The sequence below is a fragment of the Ferroplasma acidarmanus Fer1 genome (assembly GCF_000152265.2).
GTDB classification, from domain to species: domain Archaea; phylum Thermoplasmatota; class Thermoplasmata; order Thermoplasmatales; family Thermoplasmataceae; genus Ferroplasma; species Ferroplasma acidiphilum.
The window spans coordinates 1,783,676-1,802,447 of record NC_021592.1; the positions used below are offsets into that span (position 1 = coordinate 1,783,676).

Consider the following 18,772-nt stretch of genomic DNA (forward strand, 5'->3'; position numbering starts at 1 on the left):
ATCATGAAAATATAGTTAATAGATTTTAACTTTTATTGAAATATATCCTGTATACTCAATGTCTTATGTTCAGGAACCAGGCTAACGTCCTTCAATATGTTTCCTGTTAGTATGGATGCCACTGTATCTCCCCTGCTTATTATTCCAGATTCCTTCAGTTTTTTTACGCCGGCTACAGATGCAGCGGAAGCCGGTTCACACCCGATTCCCGACCTGTCTATTTCTCTTTTTGCTTCCATTATCTGTTCATCCGTAACCTTTTCAACTATTCCCTTTGTAAACTCTATGGCCCTTTTAGCCTTTTTATAATTTACCGGATTTCCAATTTTAATTGCACTTGCTATGGTTTCTGCCTTAACCGGATGAATAGTGTCTTCTTTTCCATTGATATAATCATAAAATGGTGACGCGCCTGAAGCCTGGATTGCAACAAGCTTTGGCACATAGTCTATAACTCCGAGGGCTCTAAGGTCCATGAGGGCTTTGCCAAATGCAGATGTATTCCCGAGGTTTCCGGCAGGGAACGTTATAAAATCCGGTTTAATCTTTTCCATGATCTCGTATATTATTGTTTTTTGCCCCTCTATTCTCCATGGATTTAATGAATTGAGAATATAAAAATCATTCCGTTTAGCTATAGCTTTCTTCACATTCTCCATGGCGGTGTCAAAATCACCTTCAATATCCACTATGTTTGCACCGTATGCAATAGCCTGGAATAATTTATTTGCCGAGACATTTTTGCCAGGAATCATTACATAACTCTCTATGCCACCAAAAGCACTATAGCTTGCAGCAGCCGCTGATGTATTTCCGGTAGAGGCACAGAGGGTTTTATTAAAGTTAAGTCTTACAGCTTCAGAAACAGCTACTGTCATTCCCCTGTCCTTGAACGACCCGGTTGGATTTTCACCCTCGTGTTTGAGGAATATTTTATCAACTCCGGAGTAATTTGAAATTCTGGCATTGCGGTAAAGCATTGTATTGCCTTCTCCCCTTGTAATTATAGCTTTTTCCGGGATTTCGGGATGTATAAGATTCTTATATTTCCATACCCCCTTCATATTTGTTAATGAGTATTCCATATTATGATGGAACACATCAAGTATGTTTCCACATTTCCCGCATATATATATGTTGCTGTCTATGGTATATTCGGCATTGCAGGAAGGGCATTTCAAAACAGAATGAGTCATCTATTGGTTAATATAAAGTTATATAAATTATTTGTCAAAACAGAAATGAAAAATATCCATGGAACTGGTTATTGATAATAATTAATAAATCTAGACTGGCCAGAATACCTTTGCAAGTTCAACTATTACTCCCATGGCTATTCCAATATAAATAATTAATTTCGGGTCTATGGCAGGACCTTTAATTTCCTCTTCATTGAAATAACGTATTAAACCTGCTCCTGACTGGAAGTTTTCATTCTGGTTGTCCTTTGCCATACTTGTCATTAATTTAACACTATAATTTAAGTGTTTTGGTATGGTTGTAAAAGTAAACCCATTTAGCTTTTCCTTGAATTCTGTATAGCGTCTATGAATCTGTCCGTGCTTATCTGGAGAACTATAATCTTGTATATTCCCGAATCCGTTAATATTTCAAAGTAATTGCATTTAATCATGGATGGCAGTTCAGGATTAATAATAGAGTGGCTTTTTTTCCCCTGCCTTATTCCTGTTATGGAAAGGGAATTTATTTTTAGAAATGGTATATATGATAGCACATATGGATGTGAGTACTGATAAAATTCTATGAAATGGCCAACAAAAGCAACCTTTGCATCAATATATTTTTCATGTTCCAGTCCCTGAATAATGTCAAAATTATTATTCTTTATTGATACATTAAATGTTGCTGTAGCATCCATAATATTGATAATCTGGCCCGGAGGGTATTTAGGTATTTTGCTAAGTACTCTCAATTCCGAAAAATGGTTGTAATAGACGAATGGAAAAACGGTAAATGAAACACCGAGAATGAAAAATATGGCAGTGTAAAGAAGGAAAACTGCAATAAAGTTCCTGGAGCTAAGTGAAACTATCAGGCCCAGTACAATTGACCCGGCAAATACTGACAGAAAGTAATATAGTTTCCTTATCATATATTTATAATAGTTCAGAATAAATAATAATTTTGTTACTATTTAAAAAACCCACCAATAAGCAAAATATTTTAATATATAAAAATGCCATTACTGCATATGGGAAACGCAGGAAATAAAAGGAAATACAGGGTACTTACTATCATTTTCATTGCAGCAGTGATTATTGCCCTGGTAGGCATAACTGTATATTCCGGCGTTTTCCCTCCTGCATCAGTTGTGGAATCGTACAGTATGGAACATTCAGCTCAATGGCAGTATGGAATTATAGATGAGGGAACTGTAGTGCTGGTAAAAAAAGTCAATAATATAAACGATATAGTAACCTATGTCCAGGGAAGAAGCAGCAATATTAGTACATACGGCGAATATGGAAATGTAATACTATACCACAACAGTGCACTGAATGTTGTGACCATACACAGGGCTATATTCTATCTGGAATGGAATGGAACCAGCCCGGAAATAGCAGGATACCATAACCAATCCTATATCCATTTTTATAAAGACAATATAGTTCTGGATGGCATAGGATATGCACATAGAAATCTTATAGTCAATGTATCCGGTTACGCAGGCGATTCTGGATTTATAACTGTTGGCGACCACAACCTAGCGTGCCTTTCTTATAATTCTGGCTACTATAACAGGACATACAATGCATATTATGCTTCTGACCAGAATATCTGGGGAATCAAGCCAGTGTCACTGAACCAGATAGTTGGCAAAGCTTATGGGTATGTACCATGGTTCGGGCTGGTAAAGCTAAATATTCTAAGGCTAGAGGGTGAGTGGCCAAGGCAATATTACACACATGTTCCTGAGTATTCATATGCCGGGCTATTTCTCTCCATTGCAGCCATACTGACAATTATCCTGTTCCCCTATGGAAAGGTATACAATAAAGTCAAAAGAAAGACTAGAAATTCTTAGATATAACGTCCGGTTTCCCTGCTACCTTAAGATACACCGGTGTACACTTAAACTCCATTGCCGCATTTTTCATCTTTTCCATATTCTTCCTTTCCACTGCAACAAATACATTGGTTCCACCGGTCACTATATACGCATTCCAGAATTCAGCTTTCAGCTCCTCAACTTTCTCTATAAGCCTCTGCATTTCATCGGTAATTATAGACACACCAACTTCCCTTAGCATGGAGTGGTATTCCTGCGTATCTTTTTCACCTGCTTCAAATATGCCTTTAATATCGCCGCTATCGGCCATTTTTTCAAGTTCCTTCGCCCTCAATTCAGAGTTTTTTACCCTTTCCGCATATTTTTCATGATTTATGATATTGCTGTGTATGGTATCAGACGGTTTTCTATCCTCCGAAAATTTGCATGCAACTATTACAAAATCCTCAAAGTCCTCAGGCCCCAGGATTTCATCTGTTAATGATTCCTTTCCGTTGGCATGATTTATTGTAAAGCCGCCGAACATGCTTCTTCCAGCACTTTCAGATATCTGCTGCAGGTCGTTTTCGAAATTAAATATATTTATATTGTATTCAAATATAGATTGTATGCACTCGCCAATTGCGGCAGCACCTGCATCAGAACTCCCGCTGATCACGTTTTTGTTTTCAGATACAAATGAAACTTCAGAATATTCCGGATGGCGCATAAGAATCTCATGCCTGTATTTGTCTATGACAACAAAGGGGGATCGTGGAGAATCGGGTGAAACCTCCTTTCCGTTTATAATGCCTGATTTCTGGTTAGAAAGGTACAGATCAGTTTTGACATATATATCATCATCAAGCCCTGTATATGCTATTCCTGCAGTTGTATGCCTGGGGAGGCGTTTCTTATTGTCCGATACTCCACCCAGAAGTAATATCCCTATAGTAGGATATGCCTTAACTTCAACGTAATATTTTTCCATATTCTGAAATCAACTATAAGATAAAACCATTTTGTCTTAAATGGTAAAAATATTGCCACAGTACCGGTGTAATTTCCTTTTAAATGAATATAAAAAGAACCACCTAAACAATTATCTATAAGAAAAACATTACCTCACATGGATTATAAAGTCTCAGACATTATGACAAGAGACCCGCTTTGCTATACTGTTCCCAGTGCAATTTCAGACGTAATACAGGTACTTATTAAAAATAATATAACAGGCATACCGGTAAAGGATAATCAGAATCATTATCAGGGCGTAATAACGAGAAGGGATATTTTTTATAATCCGGATGAGACACAGACAGCACTGGTGATGAGAAAAGCTCCTACTGTCAATGAAAACGATTCCATTAACACAGCAGCCAGGCAGCTTTATACGCAGAAAAAAAGGCATCTTGTAGTGGTTAATGATAAAAATGAAGTAACAGGCATACTCACACCGCAGAATTTTTTAAACATTATAAAGGAAAAATACGGGAAAGTAAAGGTTAAGGAGGTTCTGGAGTACATATCAGTGCCCATATGGGAGGATACACCTTTATCTGTTGCACTTCTTACTATGAACCTGTCCCAGATTTATTCCTTCCCTGTTGTAAACAGGGGAGGCAAATTCACTGGCCTTGTAACGGACCGTGATATATTTGACAAGGTTAAAATGTACCAGACCATAGAATCCTCGGAATCAGGAATAGCAGATGATGAAGACCCCTGGTCATGGGATGGAATAAAGAATGTGTTTACATATTTTATAGCAAAATCAAATATTACAGTTCCTGACATACCTGTAAAAAAACTTATGGTGGGTTCACCTAAAGTAATTTACCTGGAATCTGACCTGGAGGACGCCGTTAAACTGATGTCAAGCGAAAATTATAACCAGCTACCAGTCCTTACAGGCCATGGTGAGATTTACGGTATGCTATACGATATAGAAATCATGAAAATTTTCAAGGATTAATATGTACGATGATATAGTTGAACTGGCAAAAAGGCGGGGATTTTTCTGGCCATCATTTTCAATATACGGTGGGTTCGCTGGTTTTTATGATTATGGCCCCCTTGGCGTATTATTAAAAGACAATATTATACGTACATGGAAGGAATCCTACATGGAGGATGGGGCAATATTCCTTGATTCGCCGAATATAACTCCTGAACCTGTCTTCAGGGCATCCGGACATCTTGCAAGATTTTCAGATCTGGCTGCTGAATGTGAAAAGTGCAAGAGCAAATTTAAATTTGAATCAGTGCTGGCATTCAATAAACAGGATATTATCCCTGCAAATCTTGAGGAAGCAAAGGAAATGGCATCCGATACATATCTCAAATGCCCTGTATGCGGGAGCCGCATAACAAACATTTATGATTTTAACCTTATGTACAAAGTATCTGGCGATTATTATCTGAGGCCGGAAACTGCACAGGGAATATTTGTAAATTTTAAATTGCTTTTCAATTATAACAGGGGGAAGCTACCAATGATTGTGGGGCAGGCAGGGAAAGGCTTCAGAAATGAAATTTCGCCCAGGCAAAGCCTTATCCGGCTCAGGGAATTTAATCAGTGTGAAATCGAGGTTTTTCTTGACCCTGAAAACCTTGAGTTTAAAAGCCTCTACGATTATAAAAAAATTAAAATAAAGCCAAATACCGGAGAGGAGCTGGATATTACTGTAAAGGAAGCATTTGAGAGAGGATTAATCAGCAGCCAGGCATTTGCATATTTTGTACTTAAAACCCAGAACATACTTGAAAATATCGGCATTGAAAGCAGCAAACTGAGATTCAGGCAACATGATCCAGATGAAAGGGCGCACTATGCTTCTGATTCATGGGATGCTGAAGGGTTAATAGACAATGAATGGTTCGAAATTGTAGGGATTGCAAACAGGACAGATTTCGATTTGAACAACCACCAGTCAAGTTCCGGTGAGACCATGACAACAAAAATAGAGGAAAGAGAATTCATTCCATATGTCATAGAGCCGTCATACGGGATAGACAGGATTCTTCTCACACTGATGGCACAGTCACTTGAAACCAGGGATGGAAAGAATGTCCTTAAAATCCCTTATCCTGTAGCCCCATATCATTTTGCAGTGTTTCCACTGATGAAAAAAGAAAATTTGAAGGAAAAGGCAGAATATATTTATGAAAATATGAAAAAACAGGATAAATATATAGTATACGATGAGGCGGGCACAATAGGAAAAAGATACGCCAGGCAGGATGAGATTGGAACCCCATACTGCATAACCGTTGATTACCAGACACTTGAAGACAATACAGTAACGGTAAGGTCAAGGGATACGGCAGAACAAAAAAGAATAAAAATAGAAGAACTGCTGGATCTGGATTTTATAAATTCATATATTTATAAAAAATAAAATTTTTATGCATCCAGTATTTCTATACGTTTTTTAGTTTCCTTCTTATATTCTATGGTTGTCCTGTATTTTGAACCTCCGCGGATAAATATAACATCTGTGTTGCCTTTCATCTCAGCTACACCTTTAATAAGGTCTCTCATAGATTTTACAGGTTTTCCGGCAAATTCTGTAATCACATCCCCTGGCCTCAACCCGGCATCGTAAGCAGGTGAATATCTGTCTATTCTTGCAACCATAACACCATTTTCCAGTTTGACGCCATATCTTCCCTGGGATGATTCATTGATCTCAATTCCGGAGATGCCTATATAATTCCTTTTAACTTTGCCGGTATTTATTATATCATTCAGTTCCTTTTTAATGGTGTTTACCGGAATGGAAAATCCTATTCCATTTGCCTGTGCTATCATTGCCGTATTTATTCCAACAGCTTTGCCTGTTAAGTCTACCAGAGGGCCGCCACTGTTTCCTGGATTTATTGCAGCATCTGTTTGCAATAGCCCTTCAAATATGAAGTCTGCCCATGGCATTGGCCTGTTTTTGGCACTTATTACGCCCATTGATACAGTATGCCCGCCGGGAAGCCCCAGCGCATTGCCTATAGCCAGTACTATTGAACCTACCCTTATCTTTTCAGAGTCTCCAAGTTCTATTACGGGAAAGTCATCTCCCGGGATTTTCACAAGTGCCACATCGGTCTGGGGGTCTGTTCCGGCTATTTCCCCCTTGAATTTTCTTCCGTCATTGAGTACCACATCAACGGTTTCGGCTCCTTCAATAACATGGTTGTTTGTAAGTATATACCCATCATGGCTGATAATAAAGCCTGACCCTGCTCCCTTCACAGGTGTTATGCCATAGCCAAAATTGCCGCTGTAGATTGTGCTGTTTATGCTTACCACAGCCCTGCTTGCTTTTTCTGCTATCTCTACTGTGTTGTTGTTTAATTCTTCTATGTTGTTCATGATATGTTAATTATATTCAAGTTTAAATATTAGAAAGTATTATTAAAACGATCAGGTGAAGTTGAATTGACCTACTTGGAATTAAAGGAGATAGGTTCAGGAAAAGAGTTCCTGGATAAATATTCTGATATTATGCGCATGTGGACAGTACCTATTATGCTGGCTATAGAAAGGCACGGGGAAGCTGGTTTTAACCAGATTAAAAAGGATGTTAGGGGCATAAATTCCACAACACTCTCAACTACCCTGGGAATGCTGGAAAAGTATGGCCTGCTGGAGAGAGTTATAATACCGGCAAAACCTGTGCGTGTAAAATACTCATTGACAGATAAGGGAAAGGAATTGTATAAAATATCATTAAACCTTGCAACGCTTATAGACGATCTTTGATTGAATATTTTTAAAATTTTATTCTTTTAATATAGATAAATTAAAAAATAAATATTGTGTTTCTACAGGGAAATTCTTCCTGGAACCTTTGGAAATGTTGTAACATCCTCTATTTTTTCAACGCCACAGACGAACCTGGTGAACCTTTCTATGCCAATTCCAAATCCGGCTGTATATTTTATGCCCTGTTTTGCAAGCTCGATAAACCATTTAAACTGCTCCTCTGTCTGCCCTTTCTTCTGGATTCTATCCAGTATCTGTGACAATTCGTATTCCCTTTCACCACCGGAAGATGCCTCCTCAAACCCTTCAGGCCATATAAGGTCCATATCTCTCAATATTCCCGGCTTTTCAGGATATTCACGGTCGTAGAATTCCCTCTCTTTCAATGGGATATCTACAACCCATACAGGCGTGCTGCTCTCCTTTGATAATGGTGTTTCAAATCCTTTTCCATATTTCTTTTCCGCTTCCTCGAATGTTATCACAGGGAATGGCTTTGCATAATCTGGCAGTGTTCTGTGGAAGTATTCCAGCTCTTCCTTATGTTCTTTCTTCAACCTTGATATTGTATATATTATCATATCCTCTGCAAGTGACATCATCTCCTCTCTTGATTTCTCTAGGGCCTCAACATCAATCTGGGTAAATTCATAGAGGTGCCGCCCGGATTTTGATTTTTCCTCTGTTTCAAGCCTTACGTTTGGTGACATGATAAAAATTTTTTTAAGTTCCTGGACAGCTATCTGCTTATGGAATATCATGCTCTGGGTAATCCACATATCGCCGCCGTAAGCATGGATTTTCGGGTCATAAACCGGATGGTTCAGTGGGTCTGTCAATGGAGAAATAATAATCGGTGCAATTTCAATATATCCTGCTTCCCTCAGGAAATCTGTCACATATGACCGTATATAGCTCTGTACTTTTATTGCATGCTGCACACGCTTATCAGAAAGGTGTTGCATTGATCTTGTAATTTCTTCCTTTACATACTCTTCATTTTTGTTTATCGTTTCCATAACATATTAATTAAATCACAATTTATAAACATTTTACATGGTTTTCCGTGTTTAAAACAAATCTTTTATATACTGCTATATCATTTTGCCTTAATGTTAGAGAATATCGATAAAAAGGACATGAAAATAATTGAATATTTGAAGGAACACGGCAGGGATAAAATTTCTGATATTTCCAACGCACTTCAAATTCCCCGTGCTACTATTTTCGAGAGGATGGAACGCCTGAGGAAGGACGGCTTTATTAAAAAGTATACAGTTGACCTTAATTATGACAAACTCGGGTATTCTGTTATGTCATATATTATGATACAGTATAACCCCAAAGCATCCATAGACCAGAGGACACTGTGTTTAAATTTATCAAAAATGGACAATGTCATATCGGCCTCAATTGTAACCGGTGACTGGGATATAGTGCTGCTTACCGCACAGAAATCAATGAGGGATCTATCAAAATTTGTGCTTGAACAGCTAAGGACAATGGATGGGATAGAGAAAAGTGTAACCATTCCATTATTCGAAAGGGTATTATAAGAAAAATCTATTAAGGGTTAAAGCTGGGATAGCCTAGCCTGGTAAGACGCAGGTCTGGAAAACCTGTGCACGTAAGTGCCCGGGAGTTCAAATCTCCCTCCCAGCGCTTTTTGCATTTTCGCCATTTCCAAGCCTACCAACCGAGTTAATTAAATCATGCAATACTTTTTCAGGGTTTTTCATATAGTCAATAGACCATATACGGTACAGGTTCCATCCCCTGTCTGTAAGGATTTTCTTCCTTATGCGCTCACGCTCCGATGCGGTTTTCATACTATTGTATATTTTTCCATCCGTCTCTATGCCAAGTATGTAATGGTCCTGATCATCCGGGTCTATAATGGCCAGTGGTATATTGTTCCTTGAATAACCTACATTTTTAGCTACTTTGAATCCTTCCTGCTCCAATTTCAATGCAATATCGTTTATAATTGCATCATTATTCTTGAATTCTTCAAGATGCTCATTGTTTCCCTCATTTTTTGCATAAATCATGTACTGCTTCAAAAGGTCAGGGCCTTTGCCAGAATTTGCCGGAACCCTTATATCTTCAGGATCCATGGACGACACAACTATGAATTTTTTCCGTGCCCTTGTTATGGCCACGTTCAGCCGTTTTTCACCCCCAGTCGTATTGATGGGGCCAAAATTCATTGTTATTTTTCCATTTTCATCCCTTCCATAGCCGGTACTGAGTATAATGACATCCTTTTCATCTCCCTGCACATTTTCCAGATTTTTTATGAAAATTGTATCATTATTAAGAAGTTCAGCCAGAACCGGGTCGTGGCGCGAATAGGAATTTAATGTATCCTCCACGGCAACTCTCTGTGATTCGCTGAGTGTAACGACGCCGATGGAATCTGTATTTGAAAGTTCCTCTTTTATTACCCTTACAACCTCATTCGCCTCGGCTTTGTTTGTCTTGCTTTTGCCTCTGGTATACACTCCCTCAACCCGGACAAACTGTATTCCAGACTCCTTTGACTTTCTATAGGAAGAAGGAAATGTCTCAAGCAAATTATCATAGAAATACCTGTTGGAGAAAGCTATCAAACGGTCATCGACGCTTCTGTAATGCCATTTGAGCCATATTTTGGAGAGCCCTATGGCATCGAACTGGTCAAGTATATTATCAAGAACCACATAGTCATCTTCATACTTTGATGGATTAACATACTCAAAAAATGTGGTGGGTGGCAACTGCTGCGTATCCCCGGATATTATTGCCTGTTTTGCCCTTATGAGGGAACCAACAGCATCCGGCGGGGTGAGCTGGGATGCTTCGTCAAATATAAGCAAATCAAAGCTCGCATCATTTTCCAGATAAGCAGCAACATTATCCGGGCTCATCATAATGCATGGCTTCAATCCGGGCAGTATATCTTTTAATTCCGAAAATAAAACTTTTAACGGTTTTTGAAGCCTTTTTTTGGCATTTTCAGTTTTGATCACCATGGCTGACCCCGGATATCTGGAAAGTGCTTCTTTCCTCCGGGCTGATAACTCAACAACAAGGTTTGCACTGTTTATTTCTATTCTCTTCCGATCAAAATCTATAAACATGCCTATGAGCCTTTCGTGTGAAGATGCTCTGAAATTCTTTAATTCGGGATCATTTCTTACATAATAGGTGGCGAATTCATGGTTAAAAATGTACCTGAAGGAATGGAGAATAGAATTCATGTGCACCCTTGTATTTAAAAGTGGGGCAATATCAATTCCGGAAGTTTTTACCCCCTCGTATAGTTCCCTGAATTTAACATACCTGTCAATATCAAAGGAGGAAGCCGCATCAATTGCCTGCCGCATCTGTTCCATGGTGGCTGTGTTTAATCCACTGTAGGACGGGAATATATCCGAGAGGTAATTTATTCCATCTATGAGTGAGCTGTGAATTGATTTTATGTCCTCAATATATTCTGGGTCAACAGGATGGGATATAAGCTCTCTCAGGCCATCCTTCAATGCATTTTCCGGAAATATTGAAATTAATTTTCTGGCATACCTTATTTTTTCTGATACATTGGAAGCGCCAATATCTCTGGACGAAATTTCTTTTTCTACAACGGAGAGTTCATCCTGTTTTGCCTTTATTTTTAATGCAAATGTAATGTCTTCCAATATCTCTTCGTATTGTTTCCTGGACTTGTCCTCTGTATTTTCCATGATTTCATTCAGGAGTTTTTTGTATTCTCCTGAATGTCTTTTCCATCTTGATGAATAGGTTTCCTCCATGTCCTTCCTGATGGAATTCAGGTTCATGTCCAGAAATTGCTTTTTCCTTTTTTTCAGGAATATCCCCATCATGTAATCCAGTTCAGACCTGATTTTATCCCCGGAATCCAGCAAGGCAGCAGTTTCTTTAATGAAATCCGGGTTCGTATATGCTTCATCCAGGGTTATTCCAGCGTTAAGGACATTTACGAATCTGTATAGCATATTGATATCTTCCATTGACTGTATATCTACCCCAGTTGTGGTGAGTATAGCTGGAGCTATTTCTTCAATTCGATCCAGCGCGTTCTGAATTAACTCCAATCCTCTGTAGTAATGCTCGGGGTCTTCACGGTATCTGTCAAGCCTGAAATTCTCAGGTATCTTGCCATAATTTTCTATGATGTCAAGGTAATCGTTGAATTCGGAAATTTGGAACTCGAGGGAATCAAGTTCTTCACCTGTAAGGTCAAGAAGGCGCCTGTCTATTTTTATATCCAGATTTCCCTTATTTTTGAGCTCTATCTGGCATGCGTCATAGATGGACCGCCCGAGCTTTCCTCTTTTTTCATGTATTGCACGTACATAGGAATTCAGTGTTCCTGAATACCTGTCTGTTGGCACAAGGGTTCTCTGGGCATGTGTGTCATTTTCCACCGAACGGTGAAGTGATTTAATTATTTCGGATTTAGGGGTATTTCCATGAAAATTTAAAATGAAATCCCCCAGGCCAACCTCTTCCAGCCTCCTTTTTACCACTTCAATAGCTGCATTTTTCTCACTAACAAATAATACGCTTTTATTATTTTTCATTGAATCCGCTATGATATTCGCAATGGTCTGGCTCTTGCCTGTTCCAGGAGGGCCGTTAAGAATAAAACTCGAGCCGCTTCTGGCTGCATATATAGCCATAAGCTGGCTTGAATCGGCATCCATAACTGTATTGATATTATAATCTATTTCAGCCGGCATTTTATCGTTAAGTTTCTTAATTACCTCAAAGTCCCCGGCGAGTGCTCTTGTCAGGTCGTTCTTTTTTATTGCGTCGTGGTTTCCTTTAATATCATTATAAATGGTGTTATTTGTGAATGAGACTATGCCAAGATAGGAATTCCTCCCAACTGTCCATTTAGAATCCTTTACCGTGAGCCTGAAAGTTTTGATTGCTTCAGACAGGTTAAGGTTATCATCAAAGTTGAAATCAAACTTTATACCGAACTGTTCCAGTTTTTCCCTGAGAACCGGATTAAAAAATATATCGCCTTCCATGGATTCTATTGAATAGTTATTATACATTTTCCTGTTAAGCGTGACAGGGACAAAGAAAAGCTGTGTTTCCACCTCTTTACCATTTTCATCGCTCCATTTGAGGACACCGAATGATATATACAGTACATTTGAACCGTGTTCCTTTAATGACGCATTAGCCTGGTAAAACAAATTACCTAAAGATTTCGATATATCTTCATTCTTCGAAAATATGAGCTCGTCTTTCTTCCTGTTTTCCTCTGCGCCTGAGAGGTGTATTTTCATTTTTTTGTCCTTGTTAACAAGGTCATCAAAGAGGAATAACATTGATGGCGTAGTTATTTTAAGAAATGATTCTGGATTAAAATAAAGCAGCCTGTTGTTTTTTGATGTGTCTATAACATCTTTTTCCCATTTTTTAATACTCTCGTCTATATCTATATCCATTAAAGGTCTTATCTTAATAAAGAAAAGTATATATTAATTTTCGTGTGCTATTGTCAAATCAGTTTTTACTTAAAAAATAGAATATTTTTCCCAGAATATCACGGGGATTTTTATAAAAAAAGACTCACAAAATCAAAATATGTCAGCTTATCTGTTCAGATTTCAGTTTCTAATAGATATTATTAAATTGAACATTCCTCAGGCCTTTGTTATCTGTATAAATGATTCATATTCATATGCGGAGTTTATGTATCTATGGGACTATTGTTTTTAAAGGTGGCTTTAACTTATCTGAGAAACTATAATCCCGATTCAGGCTTCCGGATAATCTATATTGACCTTAGCCGTCTCAATTCCATAGTGGTGCCATACTATAGCTGCTATGAATCCAAGTAGCCACAGGCCTACATTTATGATTATAAACACTCTAATTGAGACATTGCTTGTAAGATACACAAGCAAGGGATATACAATCATAGGTGCAAGCCTTACGGTACCCATAAAAATTCCACGTATCCGTGTTGGCGAGAGTTCCGGCTCCAGGGTAGTTCTTGAAGCCCAGGCAAATTCACTCATCATCATATTAAAAAACAGAAGCGGGTAGAATATCAAAACGTTATTGAGAAGTGGAATAACGAGGAAAATAGCAACAGTTGATATAAACCCAAGCCCGTATGAATATAATGTATATTTTTTCCTTCCCCTTGTAATAAGCGGTGCAGCAATAAATCCTGCAACAGAGGCACCTAGAAGTGCAACGAATATAATCATGTCGTCCGTAAAAACTCCGGGAAATTCATACGGCCCTATTATATATGCCATAAGCCCGAACGTTGTATACTGTGAGATTGCCATAGCCATAAGCACGGAAAGGGTCAATGTGTAGGATGGTTTTTTAACAGTTTCCCCGGCAGAATCTATATAAAGGCTGGATCTGGTTTTTATTGAATTTTCGACTTTTCCATGGATATTTTCCCATTTGAACGATTCCGGCAAGGATAGCCGGGAAAATATCATTACAATAATCAGAAAAGATGCCGCTAAAAGCAGTACAACCCTATCTGCAAAGGAAGTTACCAGAACCAGGAAAAGCCCTGCAATTATGGCACTTCCAATATTGTCAAAATCAGATATTATTGTTAGCCATTTTGCTCTCTGGGATATTGGGGAATCCTCAGAAACGAGGGAAAGGGAAGGAATTTCTTCTCCACCAACCCCGAATTCAGCAAGCATAAGCCCTATAATAAGAGGGATAAATGTATAGCTTAAAGATATTATTACAATGCCGATGCCATACATAATCATGGTGATTAAAAAAATCTTCTTTCTTCCAATACGATCTGTGAGTATCCCCATTGTAAAGTTTCCGAAGGGCACAAACAATGGGCCTATGAGAAGAACAAGAACCTTATAACTATGTGGAAGAACACCTATGATGGAACCAGCCGCAGCCAGTGGCCCCAATGTAGCGACTATGCCCCAGAAAGTAAGTCCGGATGCGCTTGACATTAACATGAAGCGCTGCTTCGAACTTAGCGTATTATACACCTTTCATTTATAAACTGTTTATTCGTATCCATCTCCCTCCGCCGGTATTGTCCGGATCAGGTTGCACGGGTCGATCCTTATCCTCTCAGCATTTTAGCTCCCCGGTATAACTCTATTTTTAGAAAATATAAATATTTATCCATTGATACTAGGGTAATTATATTCCATTAACTAATTATTTTTTATACCATTTTATAGTATATAGGTTGTGTATGTAATTTTGTGTAAATATAAACCCCCTGTTATCAATGAATTTAATCATTAAATAACAGGGAAGGATACCTCTTTTGATCAGGGAGGTAATAAAATATGGAAAATACACATATAAACATATCGGCTCTTGATAATGTAGATATAGATAAAATACTGAAGCAAACAATAAAAGAGAAAATAGAGAAATTAATGGAAATAGAGTTAAATGCATATTTAGAGGAGAATCCAGGAGTAAAGAATGGAAAATATAAGAGAGACCTAAAAACAAAGTATGGTGAAATAAAACAATTAAATATCCCAAGGGACAGGGATAGCAATTTCCATACACAGGTAATAGAACCATATAACAGGTCTATAGGAATGGAAGATCTTATAGTATCAATGTATTCCAATGGCATATCTACAAGGAGAATAGCAGGTATACTTGAAGATATTTTAGGAAATAAATATTCTAAATCCACAGTATCAAGAATAACAGATTTAACCATGGAAGAGGTTTATAAGTTTATTAACAGGCCACTGGATAAAAGGTATATAGCAGTATTTTTAGATGGTTTATTCTTCTATTTAAGAAGGGGGAATGTAGATAAAGAACCCGTAATATTTGCATTAGGAATTAAAGAAACAGGAGAGTATGAGTTATTAGGATTCTATTTAACAGTTAAAGAATCACATAATGCATATAAGGATGTACTGGAAGACCTCTATAATAGAGGATTAAAGGAGCCATTGTTAATTGTAGCAGATGGAATAAAGAATTTAGATGAAGAAGTAATGGAAATATATCCCGGATCAGAGTTCCAGCTATGTACAATACACTATGCAAGAGGATTAAAATCCAATGTAAGGGAGAAAGATATTGAGGAAATAACTATAGACGCAAATAAGATGTTTAAATGTGATAATAAGGAAGAAGCTATAATAAGATTCAATGATTTTAAATACAAATGGGAGAATAAGTATAGTGCGCCCCACTTACATTTGGACACTTTGAATGATATAGTTAGATTAATGAAATCCTTTATTTTACTATATCTACATAGGCAAACACTATCATCATATTTTTGCAGTATATCCTTGTGATTTTTACTGGGTTGCCAGATATTTTAAGTTCCTAGAATGGTTAACCTGCATATTCTATATATGGCAATAATCATTAATATAGCAGACTCTTAGGATATTGTCATATCTTTATATATTCTCAATGATAACTGTCCTAAATTAAGTGGTGCAGATCACCTTTATAAATACACAGAATTCTGGACACAATCAAACAATTCTCAATTTCAGGTAATCATATACAAATATATGAAATTATGAAGCAATTCCGTTTTAAGGAAAATTCCATTATTACCCTTATTTATACATCGGGCTATAATTACCATGGGATACAGCATAAATATATTATAATATATTTAATAATCCCCAATGGAAAAATACGGGTTGGCAATTGTGGCAATCACTGAAAATGGCCTGGAAATTAGCAGGAAGATTTCAGAGAGTTTTCCGGCAGATATTTTTGCAAGCCAGAGATTCCAGCCTGAAAATAAAGTAAAGATATTTGTTTCATTGAAAGAAACAATAAAGGAGTTATTCACCGGTTATGAAACTATAATATTTATAATGGCACTGGGCGCGGTTGTCCGCCTTATAAGCCCATATATCAAAAATAAATTTGAGGATCCCTGTATAATTGTCATAGATGACGGGGGTAAATTTGTTATTCCGGTTATCGGGGGGCATCATGGTTCAAATGAACTTTCAAAGGGTATTGCAGGAATATTGAATGCTTCAGCGGTGATAACCACTGCTTCCGATGTAAATGGAGTTCCATCACTGGAAATGCTGGCGAAAAAATATTCAATGTCTATAAAAAATACTCAAAATCTCCCTGCGGTTTCCATGGATCTGATAGACGGCCTTCCAGTACAGGTAACAAATAATACAAATATTGTGATACCTGAATTGAATAATTCAGGCAGTGGTAAAAGGATAACAGTTTCCTATGAAATAGAGGATAATAAATATGGAATAATATTGATTCCAAAAGTGCTTGATGTTGGTATCGGCTTTTCCACAGATGCCACGTATACTGATATGAAAAACGCTATAGAATCAGTTTTCAGGAAGTACAGTCTCTATCTTGAAGCAATAAGGTCCATTTCAACCATTACAATTAAAGAAGGGAATACAGACCTTAAAGTGCTTGCTGGAGATTTAAATTGTATGCTCAATTATTATCCACCGGAAAAACTCAATGAAAATTCAGTAACCCGGTCTGCGGCAGTTTACAGGGCAACAGGCGCATACTCTGTTAGCAACGCATCTGCAAGGATATCCTCATCAGGCGGTAAAGAGCTTGTATCAAAGGAAATTATTAATAACACAACAATATCGGTGTTTTTGCATGGGCATTAAGGGATTGATGATAGCTGCACCTTCCAGTGGTACGGGCAAAACTACAGTGTCAATTGGAATCATGAAGGCATTAACCGATATGGGGCTGAAAGTACAGCCATTCAAGGTTGGCCCGGATTATATAGATACAGGATTCCATTACTTTGCTTCAGGAAATGAATCACATAACCTTGACAGTGTCATGGGAAGCAACAATACCGTGAAGGAAATATACTATCATAATTCAGAAGGAAAGGACATATCAATTATTGAAGGAGTCATGGGCCTATTTGATGGAAAGGCAGGCAATTCACTGAAAGGCAGTTCCTTCGAGATATCACGCATTCTGGGAATTCCCATTGTAATGGTAATAGATATTTCAGCTTCAGGAAGAAGTGCAGCCGCAGTGGTAAAAGGGTTCAGGGATTTTGATAAAAGAGCCCTCCTGAAAGGGGTTATCCTCAACAGGGCAGGTTCGGATTACCACTGTAGCATGGTAAAGGAGGCAATTGAAACAACAACCGGGATAAAAGTTCTGGGGTGCATAAAGAGAAATAATGAATTAAAACTCGGTTCCAGATATCTGGGGCTTGTAACCGCTGCTGAAAATCAAATAAACGATGCATATTTAAAAAATTTATCATCCCTTATAAGAAAAAGTATTGACCTGGAACAGATTGTAAAAATTTCATCTACGGCATCTAAACCATCAAAATATAAGCCAGTTATTTATAATCGCCGGGAGAAGGAAAAGTGCACAATAGGAATAGCATACAATAAGGCATTCACATTTTACTATCCAGAAAATATTGAACTGTTGAAAAAATTTGGTGCGAAAATCATATATTTTGATCCAGTAATTGACAGAAAACTACCACATATGGATGGAATTTACATCGGTGGCGGCTATCCTGAATTATATGCAGGTGAACTCTCTGGCAACAGTGCATTGCTTGCCGAAATTAAAGAAAAAATTGATGATGGCATGCCTGTATTTGCTGAATGCGGGGGTTATATGTACCTATCTGAATCCATAAATTATGGCGATGCTGAATATCCAATGGTCGGGGCAATACCTGCAAGAACACATATGGAGGGATTATCACTGGGATACCGGAAAATATATCCTGCAGCACCGGGAGAAATACTGAAAGAAGGTGAGAAAGCAATGGGGCACGAATTTCATTATTCACGTATAGTTTTCAATAAAAGCCATAGTGAAGCATATAAATTTGAGAATGGGAAATCAGAGGGCTACTCCTCTAAAAACATACTTTCAGGATATGCACATTTATATTTCCCTTCCAACCAGAACGTTCCGAAAAGATTTGTAAAGCAGTGCGTGGAATATAAAAATAAAACCGTGGAATAATA

At 37.8% G+C, this 18,772-nt stretch carries 16 protein-coding genes and 1 tRNA gene; 9 read left to right on the forward strand and 8 right to left on the reverse strand.

Annotated elements, in window-relative coordinates; all coding sequences use genetic code 11:
- Positions 1-32: 32 nt before the first annotated feature.
- The 3 genes from thrC to FACI_RS09005 all read right to left on the reverse strand — a co-directional run bounded on the left by thrC (position 33) and on the right by FACI_RS09005 (position 2,113).
- Complete coding sequence (gene thrC / locus FACI_RS08995) at positions 33-1,196, reverse strand: threonine synthase (RefSeq protein ID WP_019841792.1); 1,164 nt, start codon at positions 1,194-1,196, stop codon at positions 33-35.
- 90 nt (positions 1,197-1,286) lie between these two features.
- Complete coding sequence (locus FACI_RS09000) at positions 1,287-1,454, reverse strand: preprotein translocase subunit Sec61beta (protein WP_009887883.1); 168 nt, start codon at positions 1,452-1,454, stop codon at positions 1,287-1,289.
- A 62-nt stretch (positions 1,455-1,516) separates the two neighbouring features.
- Complete coding sequence (locus FACI_RS09005) at positions 1,517-2,113, reverse strand: hypothetical protein (RefSeq protein WP_009887884.1); 597 nt, start codon at positions 2,111-2,113, stop codon at positions 1,517-1,519.
- 99 nt (positions 2,114-2,212) lie between these two features.
- Between FACI_RS09005 and FACI_RS09010 the strand changes: the two genes are divergently transcribed.
- Positions 2,213-3,046, forward strand: coding sequence for a S26 family signal peptidase (locus tag FACI_RS09010; protein WP_019841795.1), 834 nt, complete (start codon positions 2,213-2,215; stop codon positions 3,044-3,046).
- On the opposite strand, the gene FACI_RS09015 is transcribed toward FACI_RS09010, so the two are convergent.
- Positions 3,033-4,001 (reverse strand): mevalonate-3-kinase, encoded by a 969-nt coding sequence (locus FACI_RS09015; RefSeq protein WP_009887886.1) that lies wholly within the window; start codon positions 3,999-4,001, stop codon positions 3,033-3,035. The genes FACI_RS09010 and FACI_RS09015 overlap by 14 nt on opposite strands.
- A 138-nt stretch (positions 4,002-4,139) precedes the next feature.
- Here FACI_RS09015 and FACI_RS09020 point away from each other — a divergent pair, with 138 nt between their 5' ends.
- On the forward strand, positions 4,140-4,985 hold the full coding sequence (locus FACI_RS09020; protein ID WP_019841797.1) for a CBS domain-containing protein: 846 nt from the start codon (positions 4,140-4,142) through the stop codon (positions 4,983-4,985).
- Position 4,986: 1 nt separating this feature from the next.
- Entirely contained in the window at positions 4,987-6,411 is a 1,425-nt protein-coding gene (locus FACI_RS09025; protein ID WP_009887889.1) for a glycine--tRNA ligase, read from the forward strand.
- 5 nt (positions 6,412-6,416) lie between these two features.
- Here FACI_RS09025 and FACI_RS09030 read toward each other — a convergent pair whose 3' ends face one another.
- Positions 6,417-7,379: a S1C family serine protease gene (locus tag FACI_RS09030; RefSeq protein ID WP_009887890.1), complete on the reverse strand. Its 963-nt coding sequence runs from the start codon at positions 7,377-7,379 to the stop codon at positions 6,417-6,419.
- Positions 7,380-7,445: 66 nt separating this feature from the next.
- Between FACI_RS09030 and FACI_RS09035 the strand changes: the two genes are divergently transcribed.
- The gene (locus tag FACI_RS09035; protein ID WP_019841798.1) at positions 7,446-7,769 is read left to right on the forward strand and encodes a winged helix-turn-helix transcriptional regulator; all 324 of its coding nucleotides are present in this window, start codon (positions 7,446-7,448) and stop codon (positions 7,767-7,769) included.
- A 62-nt stretch (positions 7,770-7,831) separates the two neighbouring features.
- Here FACI_RS09035 and FACI_RS09040 read toward each other — a convergent pair whose 3' ends face one another.
- The gene (locus tag FACI_RS09040; RefSeq protein WP_009887893.1) at positions 7,832-8,791 is read right to left on the reverse strand and encodes an asparagine synthetase A; all 960 of its coding nucleotides are present in this window, start codon (positions 8,789-8,791) and stop codon (positions 7,832-7,834) included.
- 93 nt (positions 8,792-8,884) lie between these two features.
- Here FACI_RS09040 and FACI_RS09045 point away from each other — a divergent pair, with 93 nt between their 5' ends.
- Both FACI_RS09045 and FACI_RS09050 read left to right on the forward strand, forming a co-directional pair.
- Complete coding sequence (locus FACI_RS09045) at positions 8,885-9,328, forward strand: Lrp/AsnC family transcriptional regulator (RefSeq protein ID WP_009887894.1); 444 nt, start codon at positions 8,885-8,887, stop codon at positions 9,326-9,328.
- A 22-nt stretch (positions 9,329-9,350) separates the two neighbouring features.
- Positions 9,351-9,434 (forward strand) — tRNA-Ser (locus FACI_RS09050).
- On the opposite strand, the gene FACI_RS10055 is transcribed toward FACI_RS09050, so the two are convergent.
- Together FACI_RS10055 and FACI_RS09075 are read right to left on the reverse strand one after the other, a co-directional pair.
- Positions 9,416-13,240 carry a DUF4011 domain-containing protein gene (locus FACI_RS10055; RefSeq protein ID WP_009887895.1) on the reverse strand — a complete coding sequence of 1,275 codons (3,825 nt, stop codon included), beginning with the start codon at positions 13,238-13,240 and terminating at the stop codon, positions 9,416-9,418. The genes FACI_RS09050 and FACI_RS10055 overlap by 19 nt on opposite strands.
- A gap of 312 nt (positions 13,241-13,552) precedes the next feature.
- The gene (locus FACI_RS09075) at positions 13,553-14,755 is read right to left on the reverse strand and encodes an MFS transporter (RefSeq protein WP_009887896.1); all 1,203 of its coding nucleotides are present in this window, start codon (positions 14,753-14,755) and stop codon (positions 13,553-13,555) included.
- A gap of 435 nt (positions 14,756-15,190) precedes the next feature.
- Here FACI_RS09075 and FACI_RS09080 point away from each other — a divergent pair, with 435 nt between their 5' ends.
- The 3 genes from FACI_RS09080 to FACI_RS09090 all read left to right on the forward strand — a co-directional run bounded on the left by FACI_RS09080 (position 15,191) and on the right by FACI_RS09090 (position 18,770).
- On the forward strand, positions 15,191-16,084 hold the full coding sequence (locus tag FACI_RS09080) for an IS256 family transposase (protein WP_423782681.1): 894 nt from the start codon (positions 15,191-15,193) through the stop codon (positions 16,082-16,084).
- A gap of 345 nt (positions 16,085-16,429) precedes the next feature.
- Positions 16,430-17,419 carry a cobalt-precorrin 5A hydrolase gene (locus FACI_RS09085; protein WP_009887898.1) on the forward strand — a complete coding sequence of 330 codons (990 nt, stop codon included), beginning with the start codon at positions 16,430-16,432 and terminating at the stop codon, positions 17,417-17,419.
- A complete protein-coding gene (locus tag FACI_RS09090; RefSeq protein ID WP_009887899.1) occupies positions 17,409-18,770 on the forward strand; it encodes a cobyrinate a,c-diamide synthase in 1,362 nt (453 codons plus the stop codon). The genes FACI_RS09085 and FACI_RS09090 overlap by 11 nt, the downstream gene beginning before the upstream one ends.
- Positions 18,771-18,772: the final 2 nt, after the last annotated feature.

Coding starts and splice junctions, on each gene's coding strand:
- thrC (WP_019841792.1), bottom strand. CDS start 1,196: ATGACTCATTCTGTTTTGAAATGCCCTTCCTGCAATGCCGAATATACC.
- FACI_RS09000 (WP_009887883.1), bottom strand. CDS start 1,454: ATGGCAAAGGACAACCAGAATGAAAACTTCCAGTCAGGAGCAGGTTTA.
- FACI_RS09005 (WP_009887884.1), bottom strand. CDS start 2,113: ATGATAAGGAAACTATATTACTTTCTGTCAGTATTTGCCGGGTCAATT.
- FACI_RS09010 (WP_019841795.1), top strand. CDS start 2,213: ATGGGAAACGCAGGAAATAAAAGGAAATACAGGGTACTTACTATCATT.
- FACI_RS09015 (WP_009887886.1), bottom strand. CDS start 4,001: ATGGAAAAATATTACGTTGAAGTTAAGGCATATCCTACTATAGGGATA.
- FACI_RS09020 (WP_019841797.1), top strand. CDS start 4,140: ATGGATTATAAAGTCTCAGACATTATGACAAGAGACCCGCTTTGCTAT.
- FACI_RS09025 (WP_009887889.1), top strand. CDS start 4,987: ATGTACGATGATATAGTTGAACTGGCAAAAAGGCGGGGATTTTTCTGG.
- FACI_RS09030 (WP_009887890.1), bottom strand. CDS start 7,379: ATGAACAACATAGAAGAATTAAACAACAACACAGTAGAGATAGCAGAA.
- FACI_RS09040 (WP_009887893.1), bottom strand. CDS start 8,791: ATGGAAACGATAAACAAAAATGAAGAGTATGTAAAGGAAGAAATTACA.
- FACI_RS09045 (WP_009887894.1), top strand. CDS start 8,885: ATGTTAGAGAATATCGATAAAAAGGACATGAAAATAATTGAATATTTG.
- FACI_RS10055 (WP_009887895.1), bottom strand. CDS start 13,240: ATGGATATAGATATAGACGAGAGTATTAAAAAATGGGAAAAAGATGTT.
- FACI_RS09075 (WP_009887896.1), bottom strand. CDS start 14,755: ATGTTAATGTCAAGCGCATCCGGACTTACTTTCTGGGGCATAGTCGCT.
- FACI_RS09080 (WP_423782681.1), top strand. CDS start 15,191: ATGGAAATAGAGTTAAATGCATATTTAGAGGAGAATCCAGGAGTAAAG.
- FACI_RS09085 (WP_009887898.1), top strand. CDS start 16,430: ATGGAAAAATACGGGTTGGCAATTGTGGCAATCACTGAAAATGGCCTG.
- FACI_RS09090 (WP_009887899.1), top strand. CDS start 17,409: ATGGGCATTAAGGGATTGATGATAGCTGCACCTTCCAGTGGTACGGGC.